At 58.1% G+C, this 24,120-nt stretch carries 17 protein-coding genes; all 17 read left to right on the top strand.

What is annotated here, in order from left to right; translation table 11 throughout:
* Positions 1–34 precede the first annotated feature (34 nt).
* The 17 genes from flgK (at position 35) to ACO6BQ_RS00375 (ending at position 23,985) form a co-directional block, all read left to right on the top strand.
* Positions 35–1,765: a flagellar hook-associated protein FlgK gene (gene flgK, locus ACO6BQ_RS00295; RefSeq protein WP_489118526.1), complete on the top strand. Its 1,731-nt coding sequence runs from the start codon at positions 35–37 to the stop codon at positions 1,763–1,765.
* A gap of 10 nt (positions 1,766–1,775) precedes the next feature.
* Entirely contained in the window at positions 1,776–3,122 is a 1,347-nt protein-coding gene (locus ACO6BQ_RS00300; RefSeq protein ID WP_489118528.1) for a flagellin, read from the top strand.
* A gap of 41 nt (positions 3,123–3,163) precedes the next feature.
* Positions 3,164–3,748 (top strand): DUF6470 family protein, encoded by a 585-nt coding sequence (locus tag ACO6BQ_RS00305; protein WP_489118530.1) that lies wholly within the window; start codon positions 3,164–3,166, stop codon positions 3,746–3,748.
* A gap of 12 nt (positions 3,749–3,760) precedes the next feature.
* Positions 3,761–4,207: a flagellar assembly protein FliW gene (gene fliW, locus ACO6BQ_RS00310; RefSeq protein WP_489118532.1), complete on the top strand. Its 447-nt coding sequence runs from the start codon at positions 3,761–3,763 to the stop codon at positions 4,205–4,207.
* Positions 4,207–4,425: a carbon storage regulator CsrA gene (gene csrA / locus ACO6BQ_RS00315; RefSeq protein WP_489118534.1), complete on the top strand. Its 219-nt coding sequence runs from the start codon at positions 4,207–4,209 to the stop codon at positions 4,423–4,425. Before fliW ends, csrA begins: the two co-directional genes overlap by 1 nt.
* Before the next feature lie 71 nt (positions 4,426–4,496).
* Positions 4,497–4,934 (top strand): flagellar protein FlaG, encoded by a 438-nt coding sequence (locus ACO6BQ_RS00320; RefSeq protein WP_489118536.1) that lies wholly within the window; start codon positions 4,497–4,499, stop codon positions 4,932–4,934.
* A 21-nt stretch (positions 4,935–4,955) separates the two neighbouring features.
* Positions 4,956–6,596, top strand: a complete 1,641-nt coding sequence (gene fliD, locus ACO6BQ_RS00325; protein ID WP_489118538.1) for a flagellar filament capping protein FliD — start codon at positions 4,956–4,958, stop codon at positions 6,594–6,596.
* 18 nt (positions 6,597–6,614) lie between these two features.
* The gene (gene fliS / locus ACO6BQ_RS00330; RefSeq protein ID WP_489118540.1) at positions 6,615–7,031 is read left to right on the top strand and encodes a flagellar export chaperone FliS; all 417 of its coding nucleotides are present in this window, start codon (positions 6,615–6,617) and stop codon (positions 7,029–7,031) included.
* Positions 7,021–7,365 (top strand): flagellar protein FliT, encoded by a 345-nt coding sequence (locus tag ACO6BQ_RS00335; protein WP_489118542.1) that lies wholly within the window; start codon positions 7,021–7,023, stop codon positions 7,363–7,365. The genes fliS and ACO6BQ_RS00335 overlap by 11 nt, the downstream gene beginning before the upstream one ends.
* A 269-nt stretch (positions 7,366–7,634) precedes the next feature.
* Positions 7,635–8,963, top strand: a complete 1,329-nt coding sequence (locus ACO6BQ_RS00340) for a flagellin N-terminal helical domain-containing protein (RefSeq protein ID WP_489118544.1) — start codon at positions 7,635–7,637, stop codon at positions 8,961–8,963.
* Positions 8,964–9,090: 127 nt separating this feature from the next.
* Entirely contained in the window at positions 9,091–13,023 is a 3,933-nt protein-coding gene (locus ACO6BQ_RS00345; RefSeq protein WP_489118546.1) for a tetratricopeptide repeat-containing glycosyltransferase, read from the top strand.
* Positions 13,020–14,498, top strand: a complete 1,479-nt coding sequence (locus tag ACO6BQ_RS00350; RefSeq protein WP_489118548.1) for a glycosyltransferase family 2 protein — start codon at positions 13,020–13,022, stop codon at positions 14,496–14,498. Before ACO6BQ_RS00345 ends, ACO6BQ_RS00350 begins: the two co-directional genes overlap by 4 nt.
* Positions 14,495–16,147: an O-linked N-acetylglucosamine transferase, SPINDLY family protein gene (locus ACO6BQ_RS00355; protein WP_489118550.1), complete on the top strand. Its 1,653-nt coding sequence runs from the start codon at positions 14,495–14,497 to the stop codon at positions 16,145–16,147. Before ACO6BQ_RS00350 ends, ACO6BQ_RS00355 begins: the two co-directional genes overlap by 4 nt.
* Before the next feature lie 58 nt (positions 16,148–16,205).
* Positions 16,206–18,923, top strand: coding sequence for an O-linked N-acetylglucosamine transferase family protein (locus ACO6BQ_RS00360; protein ID WP_489118552.1), 2,718 nt, complete (start codon positions 16,206–16,208; stop codon positions 18,921–18,923).
* Complete coding sequence (locus tag ACO6BQ_RS00365; RefSeq protein WP_489118554.1) at positions 18,880–20,373, top strand: O-linked N-acetylglucosamine transferase, SPINDLY family protein; 1,494 nt, start codon at positions 18,880–18,882, stop codon at positions 20,371–20,373. The genes ACO6BQ_RS00360 and ACO6BQ_RS00365 overlap by 44 nt, the downstream gene beginning before the upstream one ends.
* Positions 20,360–21,250 carry a tetratricopeptide repeat protein gene (locus ACO6BQ_RS00370; RefSeq protein WP_489118555.1) on the top strand — a complete coding sequence of 297 codons (891 nt, stop codon included), beginning with the start codon at positions 20,360–20,362 and terminating at the stop codon, positions 21,248–21,250. Before ACO6BQ_RS00365 ends, ACO6BQ_RS00370 begins: the two co-directional genes overlap by 14 nt.
* Positions 21,247–23,985 (top strand): glycosyltransferase, encoded by a 2,739-nt coding sequence (locus ACO6BQ_RS00375; RefSeq protein ID WP_489118557.1) that lies wholly within the window; start codon positions 21,247–21,249, stop codon positions 23,983–23,985. The genes ACO6BQ_RS00370 and ACO6BQ_RS00375 overlap by 4 nt, the downstream gene beginning before the upstream one ends.
* Positions 23,986–24,120 lie beyond the last annotated feature (135 nt).

Genomic DNA, 24,120 nt, shown 5'->3' on the forward strand with positions numbered 1-24,120 from the left:
GAAGTGAAACGAACAGGGAAAGAGTGAGGGATCTATGCGGTCAACTTTTGCGGGACTCAATACGATGGTGCGGGGCATCCAGAACAATCAACTCTCGCTCGACACCACGGGACACAATATCACGAATGCCTCGACGGAGGGGTATTCGCGCCAGCGCGTCGACTCGGCGGCGACGAACTACCAGGAACGCGCCGCACTCTACGGGGGCGTTTACGTCGGCGGCGGCGTGGATGTCGTCGCGCTCAACCGTGCGCGCAACATTTACGCGGACAAGCAGTACTGGTCGGAGAACTCGGCGAGGAATCTCTACCAGACGTACAAGACGAATTACGACAAGGTTGAGACGGTCTTCAACGACTCGAAGAAAACCGGCATCCTGAATGCCATGCAGCAGTTCTACTCCGCGTGGGTCAACCTGTCCAACTACGCGAGCGATGCCGCTTCTCGTACGGCAGTGCTGACAAAGGGAAACAACCTCGTCGACCGCATCAAGACCAGTGCGACACAGCTGCAGGCTCAGATCACGGCACAGTACGATGAGATGCGCATACAGGTGGAGAAGCTCAACGGTCTCACGAAAGAGATCGCCCGCCTCAATAAGAACATCATGTTCGCCGAGACGAACGGCGGCAAGGCGAACGACTTGCGCGACCAGCGCGACCTCCTCGTGGACAAAATCTCGGAGATCACGAATGTCAACGTCTATGAGGAAGCAAACGGTCAGTATACGGTTGTCTCGAACGGCATGTCGCTCGTGCAGCGCGAGAACTCTCTGACGGTCGAGATGAGCCCGCCGATCAACAACAAGCAGTATGGGATCTCGGACTATACCCTGCGCATCAAAGAGGCGGGCGGCATCGGTTATGTTCCTATGAGCGGTATTCTCAAGGCTCTGCAGGATACGATCGTGCAGGACAAGGGGTATATCGACAAGCTTGCGGACATCTCCGCGACGCTCCTCACGACCTTCAACGACGTGCATAAGCTCGGTGTCGGTATCGACAAAGAGGAGACCTCGTGGTTGAATTTCTTCGGAAACAACAAATATACTGCGCCGTCAGGCACGACTTACAATCAGATGCAGTATACCTGGCATGTGGATCCTGCGACGGGAGAGCGCTGGATGGAAGCGGTCGGTGCGACCGTGAATCGCACAAAGGTGGCCGGTCCGCCCGCACAGACAACGGTGACAACGGCGGCGACCGCGGCGACTCCAGAGGATCGACTGAAGTCCATGCAGATCATCAACGCACTTAAGGTGAGTGATGAGCTGATGGCACAGGGGGGGCAGAACCTCGTTGCCGCACGCCAAATCATTGATCCGGCAACTGGCAAGAAACTCGTACCGACACTGGGGCCAGGGGGATCATCCTATACGTATAATGACGAATGGGTCAACGGCACGGGCGATGGCACGATGGCGGTTGAACTTAGCAAACTCTTTAACATCGATCAGGCGGGCACGATGAACCCCCGCGGCACGACCCGTGCCATCACGGATGTCTCGATCAACCAGTACTACAACGGCATGATGAGCAGGCTCGGTGCGGATGCAGAGAATGTGGACAAGACACTCAAGCAGCAGGACGATCTCATGACCCAGATCGAGCAGTGGCGCCAGTCCACGTCGGGGGTCGACTGGAATGAGGAACTGACGAATATGCTCAAGTTCCAGACGGGCTACGGCGCGTGCTCGCGCGTGCTCACGTCGATGGATGAGATGCTGGATCGCCTGATCAACAGCACGGGCGTCGTCGGAAGGTAAGAGGTGACACATGGTACGCATCAGCAGTAACTATATGGTGCAGCGCTATCAGAAAGACCTGAACGCGCTCGACAACACGAAGACGAAGCTCATGGAGCAGGGCGACGGCAGCAAGCTCCACCGTCCCTCCGACAACTCCGTGGACTATTCGCGCTATCTGCGCTACGACATCAGTGAGGGCGAGAACGACCGCTATCAGAGCAGCGTCAAGGCGGGCATCTCATGGATGAACTCGACGCAGACCGCGCTCACGGGCATGGAGGACATCCAGAAGACGTTCAAGGCGAAGACGATCCAGGGTGCGAACGACGACAAGGATGAGAAGGGCGGCGACTGGCCGGCGATTGCCCGCGAGATGAAGGCGGGCATCGAGCAGATTGTCTCCCTCGGGAATACACAGCTCGGCGACCGTTACATCTTCTCGGGACAGGCAGATCTTCGGCAGCCTTTTGCCATGTCGAGCGAGGCGGATCTCAAGCTGCGCGGCGTGTCCAAGACGCTCGACGACCGTCAGTCGGCATTCTTTACGGATGCCAGCGACAACGACAGCGCAGATTTCCTGCATCAGATGCTCACACTTGAGGGCGATGACGGAAATACCTACTATATGAACACCTTGAACGGCAAGATCTACACGAAGGAATTCGTGCAGGAAGGCTACAAGGACATGATCGCCAAAGGGTATAAGACCGAAGCGGAGGCTGCGGCTGCCGGTGAGAGAACCTCGGTCGGGACAGCACCGGGCGTTGTGCCGAAGACCTTTATTAAGGATCATTTTAAGAACACGGGAGAACTCACCCCTGCGGGCAGCGCATGGACGACGGCGGTCGGTGCGGCAAGGCTCAAGTTTGCCACCGTGCGCCAGCAGATCGTCACCTACAATGGCGATATGCGCTACATCTCGATGGTGAAGCAGAACGGCTCGACCGAGCCGTCGGCAGATACGGTGAACAAGACCGGTCGGGACATCTTCGGGCGCGACCTCTTCGACGACAAGAACTCGGGCAACGAAGCTTCGGGGACGGCGATGGTCAACAATATGCTGACCGTCTATGCCAAGACGAAGTCGTGTGATGCGCATTGGCTCAGCTCGGACGGCGTGACGCTCGCGGATGTGGCGAATCAGGTAACGCTGCAGGCGCATACGGAGACAGGTTCGCGCAGCGGTCTCTACAATGACATGACCGATATTCTTACGAATCATAAGGAAAATATCACACGCGACATCACGAACGTCTCCGGCACGGATGTTGCGGAACTCGCGACGAAGATGATGCAGCAGCAGACGATTATGAGCATGTCGCTTGCGATGGGAGCGCGCATCCTGCCGCTCTCGCTTGTGGAGTATCTGAGGTAAGAGCTTTTCGTCGCATTTCATAACGGGAAAGGATGCCCTTTATGCCCATGCTCTATCTGAATACGCGGCATACGCTTCCCATGATCGGGATGCGCGTGCAGCGGAATACGCTGGACAGCAGTATCAACCAGCCGCGCTACGAGCAGGAAACGCAGCAGGCACGCTCGAATCGCGGCGTGACACAGCCGAAACTCACGATCGACAGCTACCCGAGCCGGCACAGCTACGGCTATACAAACCACACGGACTTTGCCCGCGAGCACGGACAGCAGGGCTTTGCGGATGTGCAGAAGGGAACCTCGAAGCATACGCAGATGGCGTGGGCGCTTGCCGAGGACGGACCAAAGCAGGGGCGGCAGGTCGGCATCGAATTCGCCAAGCGCGACATGGAGAGCATTGCAAAGAAGCAGCGAACGCTTGTCGCAGCAGCGATTCCCGACCCGGAGATCCACTTTGACGTGGGTCGCGCAGTCGGTGAGCCGACGATCGGACACACGTCACCCCGTTGGAATACGGAGGGACAGGCACGCATCCGCTACAACCGCGGCAGCATCGAAACCTATCTGCAGCAGAAGGGCGAGATCCACCGCTGGGTCAGCGAAGGAAAATACGATATACGCGCATAACAGGAGTTCTTGATGAAGAAGATTATGACGAGCCGCTTTGGCGAGATCGAGGCGGCAGAGGAATCCATCATCCAATTTGCAGCGGGGATTCCCGCCTTCGAGGAGGAGCGGGAGTTCATCATCATCCCTTATGAGGAGGAGAGCCCGTACGTCTTTTTGCAGTCGGTTCGGACACCGGAGCTTGCTTTCCTCATGACAATGCCGCTCACGTTCTTTCCGGACTATGAGTTTACCATCGACGATGATGTCGAAACGGCGCTCGGTCTGACCTCCCCCGAGGAGGTGCTGATCTACGCGATCCTCACCCTTGCGGGCAGCGAGATCCGTGATCTGACCGCAAACCTCATGGCACCGATTGTCATCAACGCAAAGACACGGCGCGGGAAACAGATTGTTCTCGACCGCAGTCCCTATACGACGAAACACCGCCTGTTCTCTGCAGAGAAGGAGGGCAGGTAATGCTCGTACTCACACGCAAGCCAAGACAGCAGATCATGATCGGCAACAATGTCGTCGTCAACATCGTGGAGGTTCAGGGCGACAACGTGCGCATCGCCATCGATGCGCCGCGCAGCGTCAAGATCTACCGCGGCGAGATCTATCGGGCGATTCAGGAGGAGAACAAGCGTGCGGCAGCACCCGCAGTGCTTGATCTCAGCAGCTTGCCAAAGAGCTGACAACGAATCATCAAGGAAGAACGCAGCGGGAGTGGCGGATGCACTCCCCGCGACACATGGAGGGGTAGCTTATGACCGTAAGAAGTGTTCAGGATGTCATGCTGGCGGCGGTTGCTGTCAGTGGAATGAAGGGGACGAATGCGCCGGCGGATGTGAATACGGGGGCGTTCTCTGCACAGGAGGCAGATCCCGTACAGCAGAATGCTGCCGCGTCCTCCGCAAGGCTGCAGGACAATAACGAGGAGAAAGACCTCCACGAGGAGCAGCCGCATCACGAGCCGCTCAACGAGGAGCAGACCGCGTTTATCACGGAGCAGCTCAACGAGATCATGCGGAACATCAACGTCGATCTGCAGTTCCAGTACCACAAGGAGGTCAACTTCATGTCCGTGCGCATGCTCGACAAGAAGACCGGCGAAGTGCTCCGCGAGGTGCCGCCGGAGGCGATGGTGGAGCACATGATCAAGGTACATGACTGGATCGGTGCGTTCTTGGACAAGACGGCGTAGGAGCGCGAAGGAGGAGTATATATGGCAGGAGCAAAGGGCATCTACGGACTCTCCGGCTCGGGGCTCGATGTTGAGTCTCTGGTCAAGGTCGGAATGATCTCCGAACAGAAAAAATACGATCGCATTTATAAAAAAGAAGTTGAAACGGAATGGCGTAAGGAAGCCTATGCGAACGTCTACGACAAGGTCAACACGTTCAAAAGCCGTATGTCGGACTACCGCTTGAGCACCCAGACCAAGCCCATGACGACGACGAGCTCGCACGCCGATGCCGTCACGGCGACGGCGAACGCAAATGCGGGCGTCATGGCGCACTCCGTTGAGGTCGCGCAAACGGCGACAAACGCCTATTTTATGACAGCTGCGGGCCAGAAGATCGAGCGCACGAATACCGCTGCTCCGACCAGCACGATGCTGAAAGACGTAGCGTTCGGGGGCACGATGCCTGCGGGCATGGCGGCAGGGGATACGGCACTTCGTTTTAAGATCTCCAACGGTGCGGGATCGGCAGAGGTGACGTTCACAGCGGAGGAAGTCTTTACGAAGAACCTCACGCTGAACGACCTCGCGACACGCATCAACAACGCACGCTATATCGGCTCGGATGGCAAAAAGACTGCACTTGACATCCGTGCGGGCTATGACTCCGTGTCGGACGGGTTCTCCCTGTTCCACAACAAGACGGGCGACTCGAATAAGATCAGTCTCTCTGTGGACACGACATCCTCGCCTGCGACACATACGACGAACCTGCTGAACAATCTGAAACTCGGCACGGTCGCGAACGGTACGATTAGTTCGCCTGTGGCGTTCACGACGAGCGGAACGACCTCTGTGCTTGAGGCGCAGGGGACGAATGCGACGGTCAAGATCGACGGGCGTACCTACAACAACCTGCAGGACAACAAGCTCGAAGTGAACGGTGTTACCTACACGTTTAAGAAAGCGACTCCTGTGGGGACGCCTGCAACGGTGAATGTTGCGCAGGATCAGGATAAACTCGTAGAGAACGTCAAGAAATTTGTCGAGGAGTACAACACGCTGCTCGATGATCTTGTCAAACAGTACGGACAGAAAACCAACAGAGACTACGGCGTGCTTACCAAGTCGCAGGAAGAGGGCATGACGAAGGAGCAGATTGAGAAGTGGAACGCAAAGGCGAAGGAAGGCCTGCTCTTCCGTGACGACCAGCTTCGTTCCCTCATCAGTGATCTCCGCGATGCTGTGATCAATCGTGTCCAGTCTGCGCCCGGACGCTACAGCACGATGTCCTCCATCGGCATTACGGCGAAAAATCAGACCGGACACCTGCAGCTCGACGAGACGAAGTTGAAGAACGCCATCTCGGCGGAGCCGGATGCGGTGAACCGCCTCATCTCCTTCAATGATGAGAACAACGACTACGGCAACAGCGGTGTCGCGACGCGTCTCTACAACAAGCTCACCGGTCGTCTCAAGCGCATGGAGGCATACTCCGGCGTGTCGGCGAACAAGTCGGACATGAGCGAGCTGGGCAAGCTGATCCAGAACTACGAGAAACAGATGAGTGACTTCAAGAAACTCATGTCGTCCTTCGAGAGCAAACTCTACAAGAAGTACAACGCGATGGAGGTTGCAATCTCGCGTCTCTCGACACAGTTCAATTTCTTCCACGGACAATGATGCAGGGGGGATTCCCATATGGTAAACAGTGCTGCAGAGGCATACAAGAAGCAGCAGGTGATGACGGCGACGCCCGAGGCACTGACCCTTATGCTCTACAACGGCTGTCTCAAGTTCATCAAGGAGGGCGCAGAGGCACTGGCGGAGAAGAACTTCGAGGCGGCAAACACCTCGTTTCAAAAGGCACAGAACATCATCTCCGAGTTCCGCATTACGCTCAATATGGACTACGAGATTTCTCATCAGCTGCTGCCGCTCTACAACTATGCGTACGATCGCCTGGTCGAGGGCAATATGAAGAGCGATACGGCGATGATCCAAGAGGCGACCGAGATCATGACGGAGCTGCGCGACGCATGGGCGCAGGCGATGAAGAAGGCGCGTGAGGAGAAGGGTTCGCAGGGCATGGAAGGGAGCGGCGTCTATGCCGGATGATGCATACGAGGAGGCGCGCATGCTCTGGGAGAAGTACCGCGTCCTCACGCATGAGCTGCTCAAATTCGTCGATGCGGACGAGATCGATATGTTCATCGACCTCGTCGATCAGCGCGAACAGGTAGTGGAGCTGCTCAGGGCACTTCCCACCGATCCCTATCGGGGCGGCGCAGAGTGGGCGGCATTGGAGACGGAACTGACTCCGCTCGAGATGCAGCTCCAGTACAAGGCGCGGGCCTGGCTGAACCGCTCACGCCGTCAGAATGCCGCCGTCCACAGCTACGACCTCACGGGCGCGAACCCCCTCGGCAGTCATCTGAACCGCCACTACTGAGGACGAATCTTTGTGGAATCGTCTCCGCGCTTGACAAACGCGGATAAAAAAAGTAAAATATTTCTAGTCAAATACTTAAGTATGTCCTCATCGTGACGATATACTCTATAGTAAGGCGATAATAAGCAAGCGGGGCGGCTGCCATGGATGGCTAGCTAGCAGCCAATCAGGATAGACGCGTCACTTGCCTATTATACAGCGGGCACGGATGTCCGCACATACATTTAATTTCCGGCAAGTCCGGAACCACACCAGGGAGGAATTTACACATGGCAATGGTAGTTAAGAACAACATGTCGGCGGTCAACACGCTCAACATCCTGAACAAGAACCAGTCGGCACTTGCGAAGAGCCTTCAGAAGGTCTCCTCGGGCATGAAGATCAACAGCGCCGGCGACGATGCTTCGGGCTATGCCATCTCTGAGCGTATGCGCGTCCAGATCCGTTCGCTCGATCAGGACAACCAGAACGCACAGAACGGCAACAGCATGATGAAGACCGCCGAGGGTGCTGTCTCCAGCACGGTTGAGATCCTCAAGACCCTGAAGGAGAAGGCAATCAACGCGGCCAACGACACGAACACGGATGAGGATCGCCGCACGATCCAGAAAGAGATCAACCAGATGGTTGACCAGATCGACGACAACGCACTTGCAACCTACAACGGCAAGTACCTCGTCGATGGCTCGCGCAACAGCCAGGGGCAGGCGACCTGCACGACGCTTACGAACGATGCGATGAGCACGTCAACGAAGTGGGATTCGGCACTGACGACCCTCAAGAGCCGCACGGACGAGAGCCTCAACATCCAGTCGACGGATAACGTCACGATTTCCTACGTTCGCCAGGGTCGTACCTACACGACGACGTTCCAAGTCAGCACAGACAGCACGCTTGCGACCATCCTTGCCAAAAACGCGTACAACGGAACGGAGTCCTTCGCGGGCTCGACGCTCCTGGGAACAACGAGGAACGAGGCTCTGATCGGCTACGACAAGGCGAAGAACAGCGTCTACACGGCAGACAACAAGACGGCGCTCTCGATCGAGGCAAAGAGCGCGGGTACGACGGCTCAGATCTCCTCGTTCACGCTCTCGATCACGGATAACACGGGCGCTATCCGCAAGACGGCGAACACGGCTCTCGATGCGTTCAACGAGCGCATTCGTGCAGAGAACGCGTCCGCTGACAACGCTCTCGTCCTCCAGACGGGCACGAAGGCAAACCAGGCGATCAAGGTCAGCATGACGGATATGCGTTCGCTCGCACTTGGTCTCAAGGGTACGGACGGTCAGATTCTCAGCGTTCAGACGCAGGACAAGGCAAATGCTGCGATCAACACGATTGAGACGGCGCTCCAGAAGGCTCTTGACGAGCAGGCAAACATCGGTGCAGTCCAGACCCGCCTGAACTACACGAGCTCGAACCTCACGGTGGCGTCCGAGAACGTCCAGAGCTCCGAGTCGGTGATTCGCGATGCGGATATGGCGAAGGAGATGACGAACTACACGAAGAACAACGTGCTGCTCCAGGCTGCGCAGTCCATGCTCGCGCAGGCGAACCAGAACAGCTCGGCTGTCCTCTCGCTCCTCCAGTAATTCGCTTCGGCTGTTACAGATGGATGACAGGAACCTCTCCCCTATGGGGAGGGGTTCTTTTTCTTTTGCGAAAATACCTGGAATCGCGTATAATGATTCTTTGGAGAAGAATGAAAGGATGTGCCGCATGAAGATCTCTGCCTGTTATATTGTCAAAGACGAAGTGGAGGAACTGCGCCGTTCCCTTCTCTCTTTACGGGCGGCGGTCGACGAGATCATCATTGTCTCAACGGCAGGAGATGCGTTGGTACCGGCAGTTGGCGAAACTTTTGATGCACAATGCTATGAGTATGCTTGGCAGAATGATTTTTCATCGGCACGCAATTATGCGCTCGAACGAGCGACAGGTGATGTTGTCATTTTTCTCGATGCCGACGAGTATTTCTTTTATCCGGAGGACGTGCGGGCGGGAATTGTGGATACCATCCGCGATCACACAGACTTCGATATCATTATGATTCCACTCTGTAACTTTATAACGAAAGACTCTTTGAGCGATGCACACTGGATGCAAAGCCCCCGTATCTTTCGTCGTCACGGGATTCGCTATGCGGGCATGATTCATGAACAGCTCGTGCGTGACGACAAAAGAGCGCGTGTGCTTCAATACGCAGACGAGCGTCTGAGTGCAGGACATACAGGGTATCTCATCGAGCGGGGAGAGGAGAAAATTCGACGCAATATTGCAATGCTTGAACGCGATGCCGCACTGCACGGACGGACGCAAATGCACGCCTTCTATTTGGCGGACTGTTATTTCGGGCTGAAGGACTATGCGCGGGTGCTTACACTCTCGCAGGAGGCTCTCGATGGAGAAGCGATTTTTATCGGTGAGGAGAGCAAGATCTACCATCAAATGATTGAGTCGATGCGTGCGCTTCACTACCCCGATGAGGAGATGCTGCAACTTGCCGAGGTGGCTCTTGCAAAGTATCCTGCGTTGCCAGATTTCTACGCCCAGCGCGGCATGATTCTCTGTGGGCTCGCTTCCTATGCGGCGGCGGCGGAGAGCTTTGCCGTAGCACTGGAACGCTATGATGCAGGTGGGGCAAGGACGGAAAACGCCTCTTTTTTCAACGACAGTGTGGCTGCGATGGCAGCGGAGCGTGTAGCGCAGATCTATGTGCATTTGGAAGATGCGGAGCGGGCGCATTTTTGGTCGGAGCGTGTGCGGCAGTATCGAGGGGAAGATGGGGTGCAAGGTGAGGTGTCAAAGCTGCGTATTACGGCGTGCTATATTGTGCGGGACGATGCGCATCATCTGAAGAAGTCCATCGAAAGTCTGCAGGATCAAGTGGATGAGCTGATTGTTGGCGATACGGGCTCGCGGGACGACTCTGCCGCCGTTGCCGCCGCATGCAGTGCGGAAGTCTGTCATATTCCGTGGGCGGATGATTTTGCGGCGGCACGGAATGCCGTGCTTGCCAAAGCGACGGGGGACTGGGTTGTCTTTATCGATGCGGATGAATATTTTTTGGACGAGACGCGTATGCATCTGCGTGCGGTGATTACAGAGGCGGATGCGGCGGGGGCTGAGGTGATGCTCGTTCCGTGGCACAACATCGACGAGGCGACGGGGGAGACAATGCTTGATTCCTTCGCGCCGCGCATCTTTCGCCGACGGGCGGGACGTGCCTATGTGGGGCGGATCCATGAGGAGCTGCGTGACGCAGATGGAACTGTGCCGTGCGCCGGCATTCTTGCACCGACACAGTTGACCCTTGTGCATACGGGGTATTCGGCTGCACTCACACGCGAAAAGGGGGAGCGCAATCTGCGTCTCCTGCTCGATGAGGTGCGACATTCAAACGAGCCCGAACGCTGCTGGCGCTATCTTGCCGAGACGTATGACAATCTCGGTGATGAGCGTATGGCGGAGCGTTACGCCCTCCTCGATGTGGCTCTTGGGCGTCGCAGTGTGGTCTATGCGAGTCTTTGCTGGCGGATTCTCCTGCGCATCTATGGCGCACAGCCTGCACGCAGAAAGGATCGCCTTGCGATTGCTGCGCAGGCGTCGCACGAATTCCCGGAACTCCCGGAGATGCACGCGGAATATGCGGAGGCATTGGCGGCGCTTCATCGCTATCAGGAGGCAATCGCAGCAGCGCAGCGTGCACTCTCTGCGGATCTGCCGGCGGGGAGCGTGGAGATCTCCCACTTTACGGATGATATGCGTGAGGGATTGGAGCGGCGCATGGCGATCTGGCAGCACATTGCAGCGCGTGCAGAGGAGCTGCAGATCTCTGCGGCGGTCTTTGTGCGCGACGATGCACGGGATATGGAGCGATGGCTCGCAAATACCGCTGTCTATGCGAATGAACGCATTGTTGTCGATACAGGTTCGACGGACGGGACGCGCAGACTTGCAGAGACGGCGGGCGCACGCATCGTTGATTTTGTGTGGCGGGATGACTTTGCCGCCGCCCGCAATGCTGCGATCCATGCAGTGCGCGGCGACTGGGCTGTGGTTTTGGATGCGGATGAATCCTTTTTCGATCCGTCGGAGGTGCGGGCATATCTTGCGATGGTCGATGTGACGATGCCGCACGTGGATGCGGTTCTTCTGCCCATCGTACACGTGGATGAGGATGCGGATGAGCGCGAGACGGGACGTGCGCCGCATATCCGTCTCCTGCGGATGGGGCGCAGTCTCTTCTACGAAGGACGCGTGCATGAGGCACTGCGCAAGGAGGGCGGAGAACCTGTTCTCTATCATGAATCCGTGGCTCTTGCCATCCGTCATGTGGGCTATTCCTCCACACGCATCCGTGCCAAGCACGAGCGCAATCTCGCGCTGATGGAGCAGCGCATCGAGGAGGCGGGACTGCAGCCGGGCGACTCTCGTTATCTTGCCGATACCTATTACGGGCTTGGAAAATATGCCTCTGCACTCATCTATGCGCGTGCCGCGCTAAAAGAAGATGTCGTGTCGCTCGGTGCGCAGAGCCATCTCCACCATCTCCTGCTCAATGCGATGGAGAAGGAGCGCGTTCCGCTCGCGGAGCAGATTGCGGCGGCGCGTATGGCATGCCTTCTGTTTCCCGTGCTGCCCGATTTTCACGGACGACTGGGGTTGCTGCTCACTGCTCTTGGGGATGGGCAGGCGCTCGATGCGCTGACGCGTGCGCTGGAGCTCGATGAGTACCCTGCGGATGCGAAGGGAGAGGCATCCGAATTTTCCACATGGGCAGGGGCGGTGTCTGCTGCGCGTGCGCGTCTTCTGATGGAGGCGGGGGAGACGGTGGCGGCACAGGAGGAACTCACGCGTGCGTTTGCACTGGACCAGGCGCATGAGGAGGCTCCTGATGTCTATGTGGAACTGCATTGCAAAGAGGATGCGGGACAGGTGCTTACCACGCTGCGGGAATTGCTCGGGGACGATGCGGAGACGGTCGGCGTTCTCACGCGCTTTGCGGACAGTCACGGTTGGCTATCCCTTGCGTGTGCGGCGCGTGCAGAGCTTACGCGTCTGACGGGATGCGCCGAGGATGCGCCTGCGATCTATCAACAGGTGCGAACAGAAACAGCGTCCGTCCTCGGTGCGCAGCTTGTTGCCGCGCTCTCACAGTCCGTGCGCGAGATCCCCGAGATCCTGCTGCGTCTGGAGAACGAGCGCAAGGCGGAGAGCCCAATGCTCTATCATCGTCTGCGCACGTTGCTCCCCACACCGATGCGGGCGTTCTGGCGGCACTATGACGAACCGGATGCCGTGCCTCTGCCAAAGACACAGGAGGGGTATGACCTCGTGCGGGATGCCTTCGTTCATCATGCGGATGCAGCGCAGACGGAGCGATTTCTGCGTGCGGCGGCGGGATATGGCAGCTCTGTCCTGCGTGCTCTCGTGGAGGAGTTTACGGCACATGAACGATGGGCGGGCGTGCTCCTCGGTCGCTCGCTGCTGTCGGAAATGGCGGGTGAAACGGGGGATGATCTCTGCGGGATGGCGCACGCTGCGCTGCAGCTCGGGATGCGGGCGGAGGCGGAGCACGCTCTCGCACGTGCGCTTGCCTTGGATGGCGCACATCGAACGTCACAGGAACTATGGGAGCTGATACGATGAAGATCTCTGCATGTGTCATCGCAAAGAATGAGGCGGAAAATCTGCCGCGCTGGCTCTCGTCCATGCGTGTCTTTGCCGACGAGATGATCGTGGTCGATACGGGCTCGACGGATGCGACCGCTGAGATTGCACGCGCAGGCGGGGCAAAGGTTGTTCCTTTCGACTGGATCAACGATTTTGCGGCGGCAAAGAATTTCGCGCTCGATCAGGCGGTGGGGGACTGGGTTGTCTTTACCGATGCAGATGAGTATTTCACGGAGGAGAGTGCGGTGCGCGTGCGTCCGCTAATCGAGGAGTACAGTCGAAGAAAGAACTTCGACGGATTCATCGTGCATCTCGTCAATATCGATATGGATACGGGAGAACTGCTCGGTACGTCGGCACAGGTGCAGCGCATTTTTCGCCGTGCGCCGCACATCCGCTTTGTCGGGAGCATCCATGAGCACGTGGAGAATCTCAGCGGCGATGCGGGGCGCGAAATGACGATGGCTCCCGGGCTGACGCTCTACCATACGGGCTATTCGCCGCGCATCATCAAGGGGAAGTCGCGCCGCGATCTGGAACTGTTGCTGGCGCGGCGTGCACGCGGGGAGCACAAAAAGCTCGACGAATATCATCTGATGGACTGCTACTATTCCCTTGAGGACTATCCTGCAGCGGCACGCTACGCGCGTCTGGCGCGGGACGGCGCAGATCGGCCCGTCGGCTCGGAGGATCGACCGCACGCCGTTCTGCTCCAATCGCTCATCTTGATGGGGGCGGCAGATGATGAGATTCGTGCAGCATACGAGACGGCGCGGAAGGCCCTTCCTGAAAAGGCGGATTTTCCTCTGATCTATGGCACATACGCGTGGGATCAAGGGTTTATCTCTACGGCATGTGCGGCGTATCGCGAGGGGATTCGCCTGCATGAGGAATACTACCGCGAAGGCGATTTCTCAGGCATTCTCGCACCGAGTGCCTATGCGCGTCTCGGGGAGGCTGCGCGGCTTCGGGGGGATATGGAGGAGGCTCTGCACCTCCATGAGCACGCGCTGCGGCTCAGTCCGCATACGGCTCCGGTGCTCATTCGTTTCGTCCGAATGCTGGACTGTGTCGGGGCGGATGATGCCACCGTCATCGAAGCATTGAATGCCTTTTATCAAGAGAACGTCGATCCGCCATTTCTTGCTGCGGTGCTTGCGGGGACTTCCTTCCGTTTGGCCGCACTCTATTACGATCAAAAGAGCACGCTGAAGTTCCCGCAGCGGCGGCAATTCCTTCTTGCGGGGGATGCGTGTGCGGCGGCAGCGTCCCTGATCGACGAGATGGAGCGTACGGCGGCGGTTGCGGCGGCGTGCGGAGAGGGCTTTGCGCCGAACGAGCAGGGCGCACTTGCGCTCCTCCTGCCAAACTCCTGCAAAACCCTCTCTGCAGCTCCCGAGGATGTGCGGATGCTGCGGCGAATTGGGCGGCTCGCAGGAGGTTTGCCATGAGCGGAGCGGAACTTGAGATCCTGCGCGAGCGCATCTTCACCGCACTCGCGCAGGGCGATGAGAGGGCGGCAAAGAAGGGGCTGAAACAGCTGCATCGCTTCCTGCCCGCCGAGGCTGCGGGGCTTCTCACGGCACTCCATATCGAGGCGGGACGCACACAGGAGGCACTGACAGCGTGGCAGGAATGTGGGCGTCTTGCCCCCCGTGACCCCTATACGGTCTTTTTGCGTGCGCGTATTCATCTCATGGCAAAGGAACGCTGTGCCGCGTTGGCACTGCTCACACCTCTCCTCGATGCAAAGATGCCGCCTGCGATTGCGGAGAAGGTCTATAATCTCGCGGGGCAGTGTGCGCGTTTTCTTGGGCGTGCGCAGGAGGCGGTACAGTTCTACGAGCAGGCGCGTGAGGCGGCACCTGACCGCACGCTGCGTGCGCTCAATGCGAGCAATGTGCTCTTTAACCGTCACTATCTGGCCGCATCGCCGGCGGAGGATAAGCGGGCGGCGGAGGGGTACGGCGCACTCTTTGCCGATGTGCGTACCTTCGACCATACGGCGCATGATATGGGGGAGCGACGTCTGCGCATCGGCTATCTTTCACCCGATGTGAGGGAGCACGTCGTGCTCTCCTTTTCGTATGCCCTGATGACGGCGCTCGACCCCGCACGCTATGATGTGACGGTCTATGCGCTGAACGCCGAGGACGGCTATACGGCACACGTGAGGGGGGCGGTCGCGCATTTTCGCAATCTGGCGCGGCTGTCGGCAGAGGAGGCAGCGCATACGATTTACCGCGACGGTATGGATATCCTCGTCGATCTCGCGGGGCATACGGCGGGCAGGACGCTGCCCATTCTCGCCTATCGTCCTGCGCCCGTGCAGATTTCGGGCATCGGCTACTTTGCTTCGACGGGGCTTCCCACCGTGGATTATTTTCTTGCCGATCCCGTGCTTGCGGCAGGAGGCGCGGAGGAGGGCTTTACGGAGGAACTGCTCGTCCTGCCGCATTCGCATTTCTGCTGGCGGCCGCTGCACGAAGCCCCTGCACCCGCGCACGCATCTGCGGCGGGTCGTACCATTGTCTTTGGCAGTTTCAACAATTTTACAAAGCTGAACGATCATGTACTTCGCATTTGGGCAGAGATTCTGCGCCGCGTGCCGGAGAGCCGTCTACTGCTCAAGACGGATGTCTTTTCCTGTGCGGATGCACGCACAGAGGCACTGGAACGCATTGCGGCGGCGGGGATTCCGTGCGATCGGGTGGATGCGGAGGGAGCGTCACGGGACTATCTCGCCGCGTACAATCGCGTGGACATCGCACTGGATCCCTTTCCCTATCCCGGGGGTGGCACGACCTGCGATGCGCTCTATATGGGTGTGCCTGTCGTCACCCTTGCGGGGGAGAGTCTCGGCAGCCGTTTCGGGGCGTCACTGCTCGAAAACATCGACGCAGGGGGGCTTGTTGCGCGTACGGAGAAGGAGTATATCTCGCTTGCCGTTGCGCTCGCAGGAGATGCCGCTGCGCTCGATGCCCTCCATAGAGGGCTGCGCGGAATGATGGAGAATTCGCCCGTTATGGATGCGGCAAGCTATGGCAGCGATGTCGGCGCGGCATACGAGGCGGTCTGGGCTGCCTATGCACAGCACTAAAGAGACCGTGTACGAAACACGATAATCTCAATAGGAACTTCTGTATAGGGGAGAGATGATGAAGAAAAAGAAAGCAAAACGCAAACTTGTGGAGAAGCGGGGGAAGCAAGATCGAAAAGTTCGACTCGGCTATATCATCTCGGCGCTCAGTGCCGTGCGGCTGCGGGAGTTCCTGCCTATGTTCTTCGCCGCCTATGATGCGCTGCGCTATGAGCTCTTTGTATATCATACGGGAAGCAGGAGCACTATCGAAATCTTTTCCGATGCGGCTGTATTGCGGGACATTGGTGGAGATACTCCTGCCGAGGCGGCAGAGCGCATGCGCCATGACCGCATGGATCTGCTCGTCGATCTCGCGCTCTGCGGGACGGATGACGCGGTACGCGCCATCCTGGAACGGCAGCCTGCCGCACACATCATCTCGCTTGCGGAGGAATGTCCGACAGCGGCGCGAGGGCTTCCTCTCGTTGAGGGCAAGGAGATCTTCCCCTGCTGTTGGATGAAGTTTCAGAGAACCTCGTCGCCCTATACCTATCGCACACCGCTGCTCGATACGGGGGTGCCGGCGATTGGAATTGTGGGCGAGCTGTCCGGCAATGGGGCGGATGTTCTTGTGGAACTCCTCACGCACTTACTGTCGCAGCTGCGCACCGTTCGTCTGATTTTGCCGGCGCGGATTGCGGCGGAGCTTTCGACTGCGGATATCGAGCGCATCGCAGCACTCGGCTCAGAGGATTCCGCTCTGGATCTCGTGGACGAACTCCCCTATGATGAGCTCGACCTGCTGTTGGGCATTCATGCGGATCTCGTCGATGTCTGCCATGCGTCCGAGCGCGGCGTGCCGCTCCTCACGACGCGGTCTTTGGTGTCGCGTTATTCTGCGCATCTCTTGAACCGTCTCGGACTGCCACCTGCGCGAACGGCAGAGGAAACTGCTGTATGGGCATCCACACTCTGTTCCGACTTATCCCGTCTCACGGAGCTTCATCAGCTTCTGCATTGGCGGTTTTTTGACCTCTCCGATGCGGAGGCGATTATGTTCTCTGTGGAGCGTGCCTACGAGCGCGTTCTTGCCGAGGGGGGCAAGCAGTCTGTTCAAGAAGTGACGGAACGCCTCGCTCGGGCTGGCGCGCATGAGGATTGGAACATGGTCGTGCATACTGCACATGAATTGGACGGTATGGAATGTCTGAATCTTGAGCAGCGCATGACGCTCGCATGGGCGTATTTCTTTTCGGATGCCCCGACACTGGCGGGGCGTTGGGCGCTGGCTGCCGAGGGCATTACGCGCGATCGGGAGGCAGCACGGCTCTACCTCTCCTTCGTCAGTCCGACACCGCTCGGCACGCCGATGGAGTGCTACGCACGCGCCAAACACGGGCTTGCGCTCATCGAGGGCGGACTTGCTGCGGAGGCTGAGGTTCACGCCGTGCTGCTCAAGGCGTGTGCGGACTATGCCACGTTTTCCCCCGAACCGGAGCTCTCCTATCGCTATGCGATGGCGTATGCACGGGAAGCAGCTGCACCGTTTTTGCAGCGTGCTTACTACGGTGCGGCGCTGTTCAAACTCAATGCGCTCGATCTTTCGGCGCGGGAGGTCTATGAGAAGAGCCTTGGCTACGCGGACCTTTTCCGCGATGTGCAGCCGTACACGCATCACGGACGGCGGAAAAAGGACAAGATCCGCATCGGCTATATTTCAGGCGACTTCTGCGCTCATGTGATGCTGTACTTCGTATGGCCCTTTCTCGCGGGGTTCGACAGCGCTCAATTCGAGGTCTACGTCTACAACCTCGGCAAGCATGACCAGTATTCGGAATTTTTGCAAGGGCTTGTCACAGCGTGGCGGAATCTTTCGGATCATGCGCGGGATATGGAGCGCATCGCACGTGAGATCTATGCGGACGAGGTGGATATCCTCTTTGACCTCGCGGGGCATACGGCAGGTTCGGGGCTGGCGGCACTTGCATGGAAACCTGCCCCCGTTCAGATCTCGGGGCTCGGCTATATGGCGACGACGGGGCTGCCTGCTGTGGACTATTTCGTAACGGATCATTGCTGTGATCCTGTGGGCAGCGGCAGTGAATCGGTCTACGTCGAAAAATTACTGCGCCTGACGAGCCAATTCTGCTATAATGGGTTTACACATCTGCCCGCTTCGACAGGAACGCCTGCACGCACGCGGGGCTATATCCAGTTCGCCTCGTTTAATCAGTATGCGAAGCTGCAGGATGATATGCTCTTGGCATGGCGCGAGATCATGGAACGTGTGCCGAATGCGCGGCTGTTACTGAAGAATAAGGCATATGGAAAGCGCGGTGTCACTGCGCTGGCGCATGAACGCCTGAAACACCTCGGTTTTGATATGAACTGCGTGCAGTTCGAGGCAGCTACGCGCGACTATATGGAGCGTTATCTCGATGTGGATATTGCGCTCGACACCTATCCGTGGCCGGGTGGCGGTACGACCTGCGACGCGCTCTACATGGGCGTACCTGTTGTGTCCTACTATTCGGAGCGGCACAGCACGCGCTTTACCTACAGTCTGCTCGCGAATATCGGGCTGGGGGAGCTCGCTTCGACGCGCATCGAGGACTATATCGAGACAGCGGTGGCTCTTGCCAATCATATTGACCTGCTGGATGCCCTGCACCGGGAACTGCGCGATCGCATGAAGGCATCGCCCGTCATGGATCAAGAACGCTATATTCGTGAAATGGAGGACTGTTATCGTGCGATCTGGGCAGCGTGGGAAGCGCGCGAAGGGGGCGTTTGAACGCGCCTTTGATGCCGTACGCACAGAGCTTGCTGCGGGGCGTTCGGAGAATGCGCTCCGCCGCCTTCAAACGATGGAGCGGGAGGGGCTGTTCCCCCCGGAACGGCTCTGGGAACTGCATGAAATCATGGGGCATCTCCTTCTCCGTCTCTCTGATCTCAAGGCGGCATTGCCGCATCTGAAGCTCGTGTGGCAGCTGCCGTGTCCCACGCCGCAGATGCGTCTTACCGCGCTGAGCAACTATCTCATGGATCTGCACTATGTCGACGGTATCTCAGATGAGGAGATGTATGAGGCTCATCGGATGTACGGGACGATGATGGGCGAATTGCCGCAGTTCTCACATACGAAACAGCGGCGGGAGAAGCTGCGCATCGGCTATCTCTCGCCAAGTCTTACGGATCACATCGTGCTGAACTTTGTGATTCAGCTCCTTGCCGCTTATGACCGCATACATTTCGAGGTGTCCCTCTACGATATCGGGGCGCAGCAGAGTGAGGTGACGGACTGGTTGGCAGGAATGACGGATCACTATGCCAACCTCTCATCCTGCACGCCTGCAGCGGCTGCACAGCGGATCTATGCGGACGGGATTGATATCCTCTTTGACCTTGCGGGACATTCGGCGGGGGGGACGACGCTTCAGATCGCTGCCTATAAGCCCGCACCTGTGCAGATCTCGGGCATTGGCTATTTCAACACGACGGGTCTTCCCGCGATGGATTACGTTCTCGGCGATCCCCTTGTCGATCCTCCGGAGATGGATGTGCTCTTTACCGAGCGGATCCTGCGGCTTCCGCACACGCATCTCTGCTTTACGCCGTCGGTTCGGTTTGAGCCCTATGAGCAGCTGCATCGTGTGCCGAATGATCCGCCTGTGTTCGCGAGTTTTAACAATTTCGCGAAGATCACGGATGCGATGCTGACGCTTTGGGCAGAGATTCTGCAGCGTGTACCCGAGGCGCGGCTGCTGCTCAAAAATGTCCATCCGAGCAGGGAGGCGCTGGCGCGTATGCGAATCCGTGCCGAATGTGCCGGCATAGATGTGGAGCGGCTTGTACTGCGACCCGGGACGAGGGACTATCTGCGCGACTATATGGATGTGGACATCATCCTCGACACCTATCCCTATCAGGGGGGCGGTACGACCTGCGAGGCACTCTTTATGGGGCTGCCCGTGGTGACAATGGCAGGGGCGCGTCACGGAGCACGATTTGGTGCAGGTCTCCTCTCGAATGTGGGGTTGAATGAACTGGTTGCGGAGAGTCCTGCGGCATATGTGGAGTGTGCCGTCGGCATCGCGTCCGATCGGGAACTGCTGGCGGCACTGCATGCGGCGATTCCGCGCATGATGCGTGCCTCTCCCCTGATGGCTGGCAGAGACTATGTTCGTGCTGTGGAGGCGGCATATAAGATGATTTGGGAGCGATACCTCAATGAAGAAGCGTAAAGCGAACCGCGCCGAACGCACGCGTAAAAAGCGTGCACGGCGTGAAGAAAAGCGTAAAGAGAAAGGGTCTATGACGATGGCAGAGAAGAAGATTGCAACGGTGGAACAGATTCGTGCGCACATGGAGAAAAAGGAGTATGCGGGGGTCATCAACACCTTTGCCGATATGCTGGCGCAGGGCAATCCGCCCGAGGAGTGCTTCGGCGATGTCGCACGCGCCTACTTTGAGCTCGGCGACTATACGCGTGCGGCAAGCTGGGTGACGAATACCCTCGCCAAGGATGCGTCAAATGTGGACGTGCGGATTCTCCTCGCCCGTATCTGCCAGCGTGAAAAGCGTCCTGCCGATGCGCTGAAGCTCTTTGAGAACATCCTCAAGGTGCACGCACGTACGCTTTCCTATGAGCAGCGTGCGGAGATTGGACGCCTTGCAGGAGTGGAGGCGCAGCTCGACTCTGAACAGACCAAGGCGGCGTATCCGCATCTCGCCGCGCTGCTGGGGATGGTAGAAGCGGTCGAGCAGAATGCTCCCGCAGCATCCAAAGCGGTGGAGCCCGTCGTACCCCCGGCATCACAGAGCACTGCTGCATCCGTGGATGCAGCAAAGCAGGCGGAAGAAATCATTGCACAGGAAATTCGTCCCTCAGAGAAGGTGGCGGCACTGAATGCCTTTGCGGGTGCGGCATATGTCGCGGACGATTATGCGGGAGCGAAGGAGCTGCTGATGGCGGCACTGCGCCTCGACCCCGGCTGTGATGTGACGCTGCGGAATATGACACTGCTCCTGCATGATATGGGGGAAAAGGACAAGGCAATTCAGGTTGCGGCAAAGATGCAGCAGACGGACTTCACACTGCTGTGTACGCTGAAGTCATGAGTGCGCTCAGCATTATCCTCGCGGTCACGGAGGAGGGCGCATATCTGCGTGAGACGGCAGAGGCGGCACTTGACGCCGCCGCCCGCCTTCGCATTGATATGGAGCTGGTCGTTCCTGCAGCAGCGGCGGATGCGGATCTGGTGCGGCAGACACTTCATGGATGTGCCTGTCGCTTGTTGCCCTGCGATGGATCGTCGCCTGCGGCACGCTGGAATGCCGGGGCAGCAGCCGCTATAGGGGACTTCCTTCTCTTTCTGCGGGAGGGGGTCATCCTTACGGCAGACGGGCTGAAAAAAATTCTTGCGACCCTCCAGTTGGATGCGGAGGTTGCCGCCGTCGGTCCCTTCTCCAACCATACAGAATTCGCGTGGCAGTATCTGAATGCGGAGGAGATGGCGGCACACGGGGAGGATGCGGCGCAGTGGGTGTGCCGTCATTTGACGCAGCCGACGGAAAGCCTTTTTTTGGAGGATTTTGCGCTGCTCGTACGCCGCTCCGCCTTTGCACTGGCGGGCGGATTTGACGAGGCGTTCATGGGCGGCGGTGCGGATCTCGACCTCTCCTTCCGTCTCAAATACGAGGGCTTTCATATCCTGCGCGTCCCCGCGTACTTTGCGCATCGCTATGCGGGCAGCTGTGACCTTTACGAGCTGACCCGCTCCGAGGCACGCCCCCTGCTCATGGATCATTGGGGCATTGACATCGGTCTGCCCGAGACGATTCTGCAGGAGACCTTGGGTGTGATTGCGTGGGCGAACAATCTTCCGCTCATCCGTGCAACGGCGCGTGCGGCTCTTCTGAGGGCTCCGCTTGTCAGCATCATGATCCCGACGTACAACCGCCCGCACTATTTTCGCGAGACCCTTACGAGCGCACTCACGCAGACCTATCCGAACATTGAGGTCATTGTCTGTGACAACTCGACGGACGACCGCACCGAAGAAATGATGCGGGACTATCAGGATGATGTGCGCGTGCGCTATATCCGCAACAGAGATGCAACGACGCAGGCGGAGAACTTTATGCCGTTTGAGCATCTCGCGCAGGGTGAGTTCCTGCAGTGGTGCATGGACGACGACCTCCTGCTGCCGGATAAGACGACACGGATGCTCGATGCCTTTCTCACCGATTCGACTGTCACGCTTGTTACGTCGATACGCGGCGGGATTGATGGGGACGGAGCATATCTCGGACAATGGGAAAGTGCGCCGCCCATTCCCGGACGATATGGATGCTTCAGCGGGGAAGCGGTCGGTCACGCTACCCTCATGAGCCACGATAATTTTTTGGGAGAGCCGTCCGCTGTCCTCTTTCGGCGGAGGGATCTGGTGCATCACTATTGGCGTGCGGAGTCGCGTGGGTATTTGACCATATCGGATTGCGCCATGTGGCTGGAACTCCTTGAAAAGGGGAATGTTGTCGTGTTCAGTCAGCCGCTCAGCCTCTTTCGCGTGCACAGCGGCCAGGAGGGGCGAGCCCCGGAGACCCTCGTTCGCGCAGGGGTTGAATGGCGGCGTCTGCTTGGGGACTATTGGCGTCGACGCGTATTCCTGAGGACAGAGGAGGACTATCGGGCGGCACTTGCCAAGCTGCAGGAGGACTGCGGGAACATCGTCGAGCCGCTGCTCCCGCAGGTATCTCCCGTCCTGCGGCAGGCATATGAGGCGGGAGTTCCTTCGCTCCATGTCATTGTGATGAACCGCGTGGAGGACTGTGCATCGGTTCGCCTGGATCAGCCGCTCACACAGCTTGCAGCGGGTGGATATATCTCCTTGAGCGGCGCACTGAGAAAGGGCGATGCGGCGATTGCTCTGGAGGAACTGGGTGATCTCCACGATAGTTTTATCCTGTTTGAACGCTTCATTATCGATCCTACGGCAAGGGTCAAGGACCTCTTATACAAATACGGCAGAGATGGGAATATTTTGCTCCACGAAATAGACGACCACCCGGTCATTTCAAAGGAGATGAAGGCGGATAATTACTTTTTCCTCCGTGCCGTCTCCGCCGTGCAAACTTCAACCAAATATTTGAAGGATGTTCTGCAGCAATACAACCCCTATGTCTATCTCTTCGAGAATCAGCTTGCGGAGCTGCCCGCGCCGCGCAGCTATGATATGCCGAGCGACCGCGTGACCATCTTCTTCGGTGCGCTGAACCGCCGGCCGGACTGGGAACCGCTGATGCCCGCGCTCAACGAGGCGATCCGCCGCTATGGCGACCGCCTGTATTTCCGCGTCGTTTCGGATCATGGATTTTATCAGGCACTCCGCACGGAGGCGAAGGAATTCGCGGGCGGTGTGCGGGATGCCTCCATTGTTGCGCCCTACGAGCACTATACGGCGGCACTGCACGCCTCGGACATCGTCCTCCTGCCGCTGAATGACACGGAGTTCAACCGTGCCAAGTCCGATCTGAAATTCATCGAGGCGGCGGGTAACGGGGCGGCGGTACTTGCCTCCCCGACCGTCTATGCGGGCAGCGTGCGCGACGGCGAGACAGGTCTGATCTTCCGCAGCCCGAAGGAATTTGCGAAGAAGCTGGATCTCCTCATCAAACGTGCCGACCTTCGCCGCACGCTTGCCGAGAATGCCTACCGCTATGCGGCGGAACATCGACTCCTTGCGCAGCATCTGGACGACTACATCGCCGCCTATCGCGAGATGTTTGAACGGCGCGAGGAGCTCGAGCGCGAACGCCTCCGACGGGTGGAAAGTTTTTTCCCGCAGCTCTGACCATGTGGACGGATGAGCTTTTCTAATCCTTTGATGATAGACCATTGACAGCAAATGACACGGCTCTTATAATAAGAAGAGGCATACGTGCGAGACTGGAGAAATGTTGATTGCAACAGGTTTTCTCTATCAGTG

The organism is Centipeda sp. (in: firmicutes) (assembly GCF_057271695.1).

What these genes read in the sequence shown, in the direction of transcription:
- flgK (WP_489118526.1), top strand. Translation starts at nt 35, where the DNA reads ATGCGGTCAACTTTTGCGGGACTCAATACGATGGTGCGGGGCATCCAG.
- ACO6BQ_RS00300 (WP_489118528.1), top strand. Translation starts at nt 1,776, where the DNA reads ATGGTACGCATCAGCAGTAACTATATGGTGCAGCGCTATCAGAAAGAC.
- ACO6BQ_RS00305 (WP_489118530.1), top strand. Translation starts at nt 3,164, where the DNA reads ATGCCCATGCTCTATCTGAATACGCGGCATACGCTTCCCATGATCGGG.
- fliW (WP_489118532.1), top strand. Translation starts at nt 3,761, where the DNA reads ATGAAGAAGATTATGACGAGCCGCTTTGGCGAGATCGAGGCGGCAGAG.
- csrA (WP_489118534.1), top strand. Translation starts at nt 4,207, where the DNA reads ATGCTCGTACTCACACGCAAGCCAAGACAGCAGATCATGATCGGCAAC.
- ACO6BQ_RS00320 (WP_489118536.1), top strand. Translation starts at nt 4,497, where the DNA reads ATGACCGTAAGAAGTGTTCAGGATGTCATGCTGGCGGCGGTTGCTGTC.
- fliD (WP_489118538.1), top strand. Translation starts at nt 4,956, where the DNA reads ATGGCAGGAGCAAAGGGCATCTACGGACTCTCCGGCTCGGGGCTCGAT.
- fliS (WP_489118540.1), top strand. Translation starts at nt 6,615, where the DNA reads ATGGTAAACAGTGCTGCAGAGGCATACAAGAAGCAGCAGGTGATGACG.
- ACO6BQ_RS00335 (WP_489118542.1), top strand. Translation starts at nt 7,021, where the DNA reads ATGCCGGATGATGCATACGAGGAGGCGCGCATGCTCTGGGAGAAGTAC.
- ACO6BQ_RS00340 (WP_489118544.1), top strand. Translation starts at nt 7,635, where the DNA reads ATGGCAATGGTAGTTAAGAACAACATGTCGGCGGTCAACACGCTCAAC.
- ACO6BQ_RS00345 (WP_489118546.1), top strand. Translation starts at nt 9,091, where the DNA reads ATGAAGATCTCTGCCTGTTATATTGTCAAAGACGAAGTGGAGGAACTG.
- ACO6BQ_RS00350 (WP_489118548.1), top strand. Translation starts at nt 13,020, where the DNA reads ATGAAGATCTCTGCATGTGTCATCGCAAAGAATGAGGCGGAAAATCTG.
- ACO6BQ_RS00355 (WP_489118550.1), top strand. Translation starts at nt 14,495, where the DNA reads ATGAGCGGAGCGGAACTTGAGATCCTGCGCGAGCGCATCTTCACCGCA.
- ACO6BQ_RS00360 (WP_489118552.1), top strand. Translation starts at nt 16,206, where the DNA reads ATGAAGAAAAAGAAAGCAAAACGCAAACTTGTGGAGAAGCGGGGGAAG.
- ACO6BQ_RS00370 (WP_489118555.1), top strand. Translation starts at nt 20,360, where the DNA reads ATGAAGAAGCGTAAAGCGAACCGCGCCGAACGCACGCGTAAAAAGCGT.
- ACO6BQ_RS00375 (WP_489118557.1), top strand. Translation starts at nt 21,247, where the DNA reads ATGAGTGCGCTCAGCATTATCCTCGCGGTCACGGAGGAGGGCGCATAT.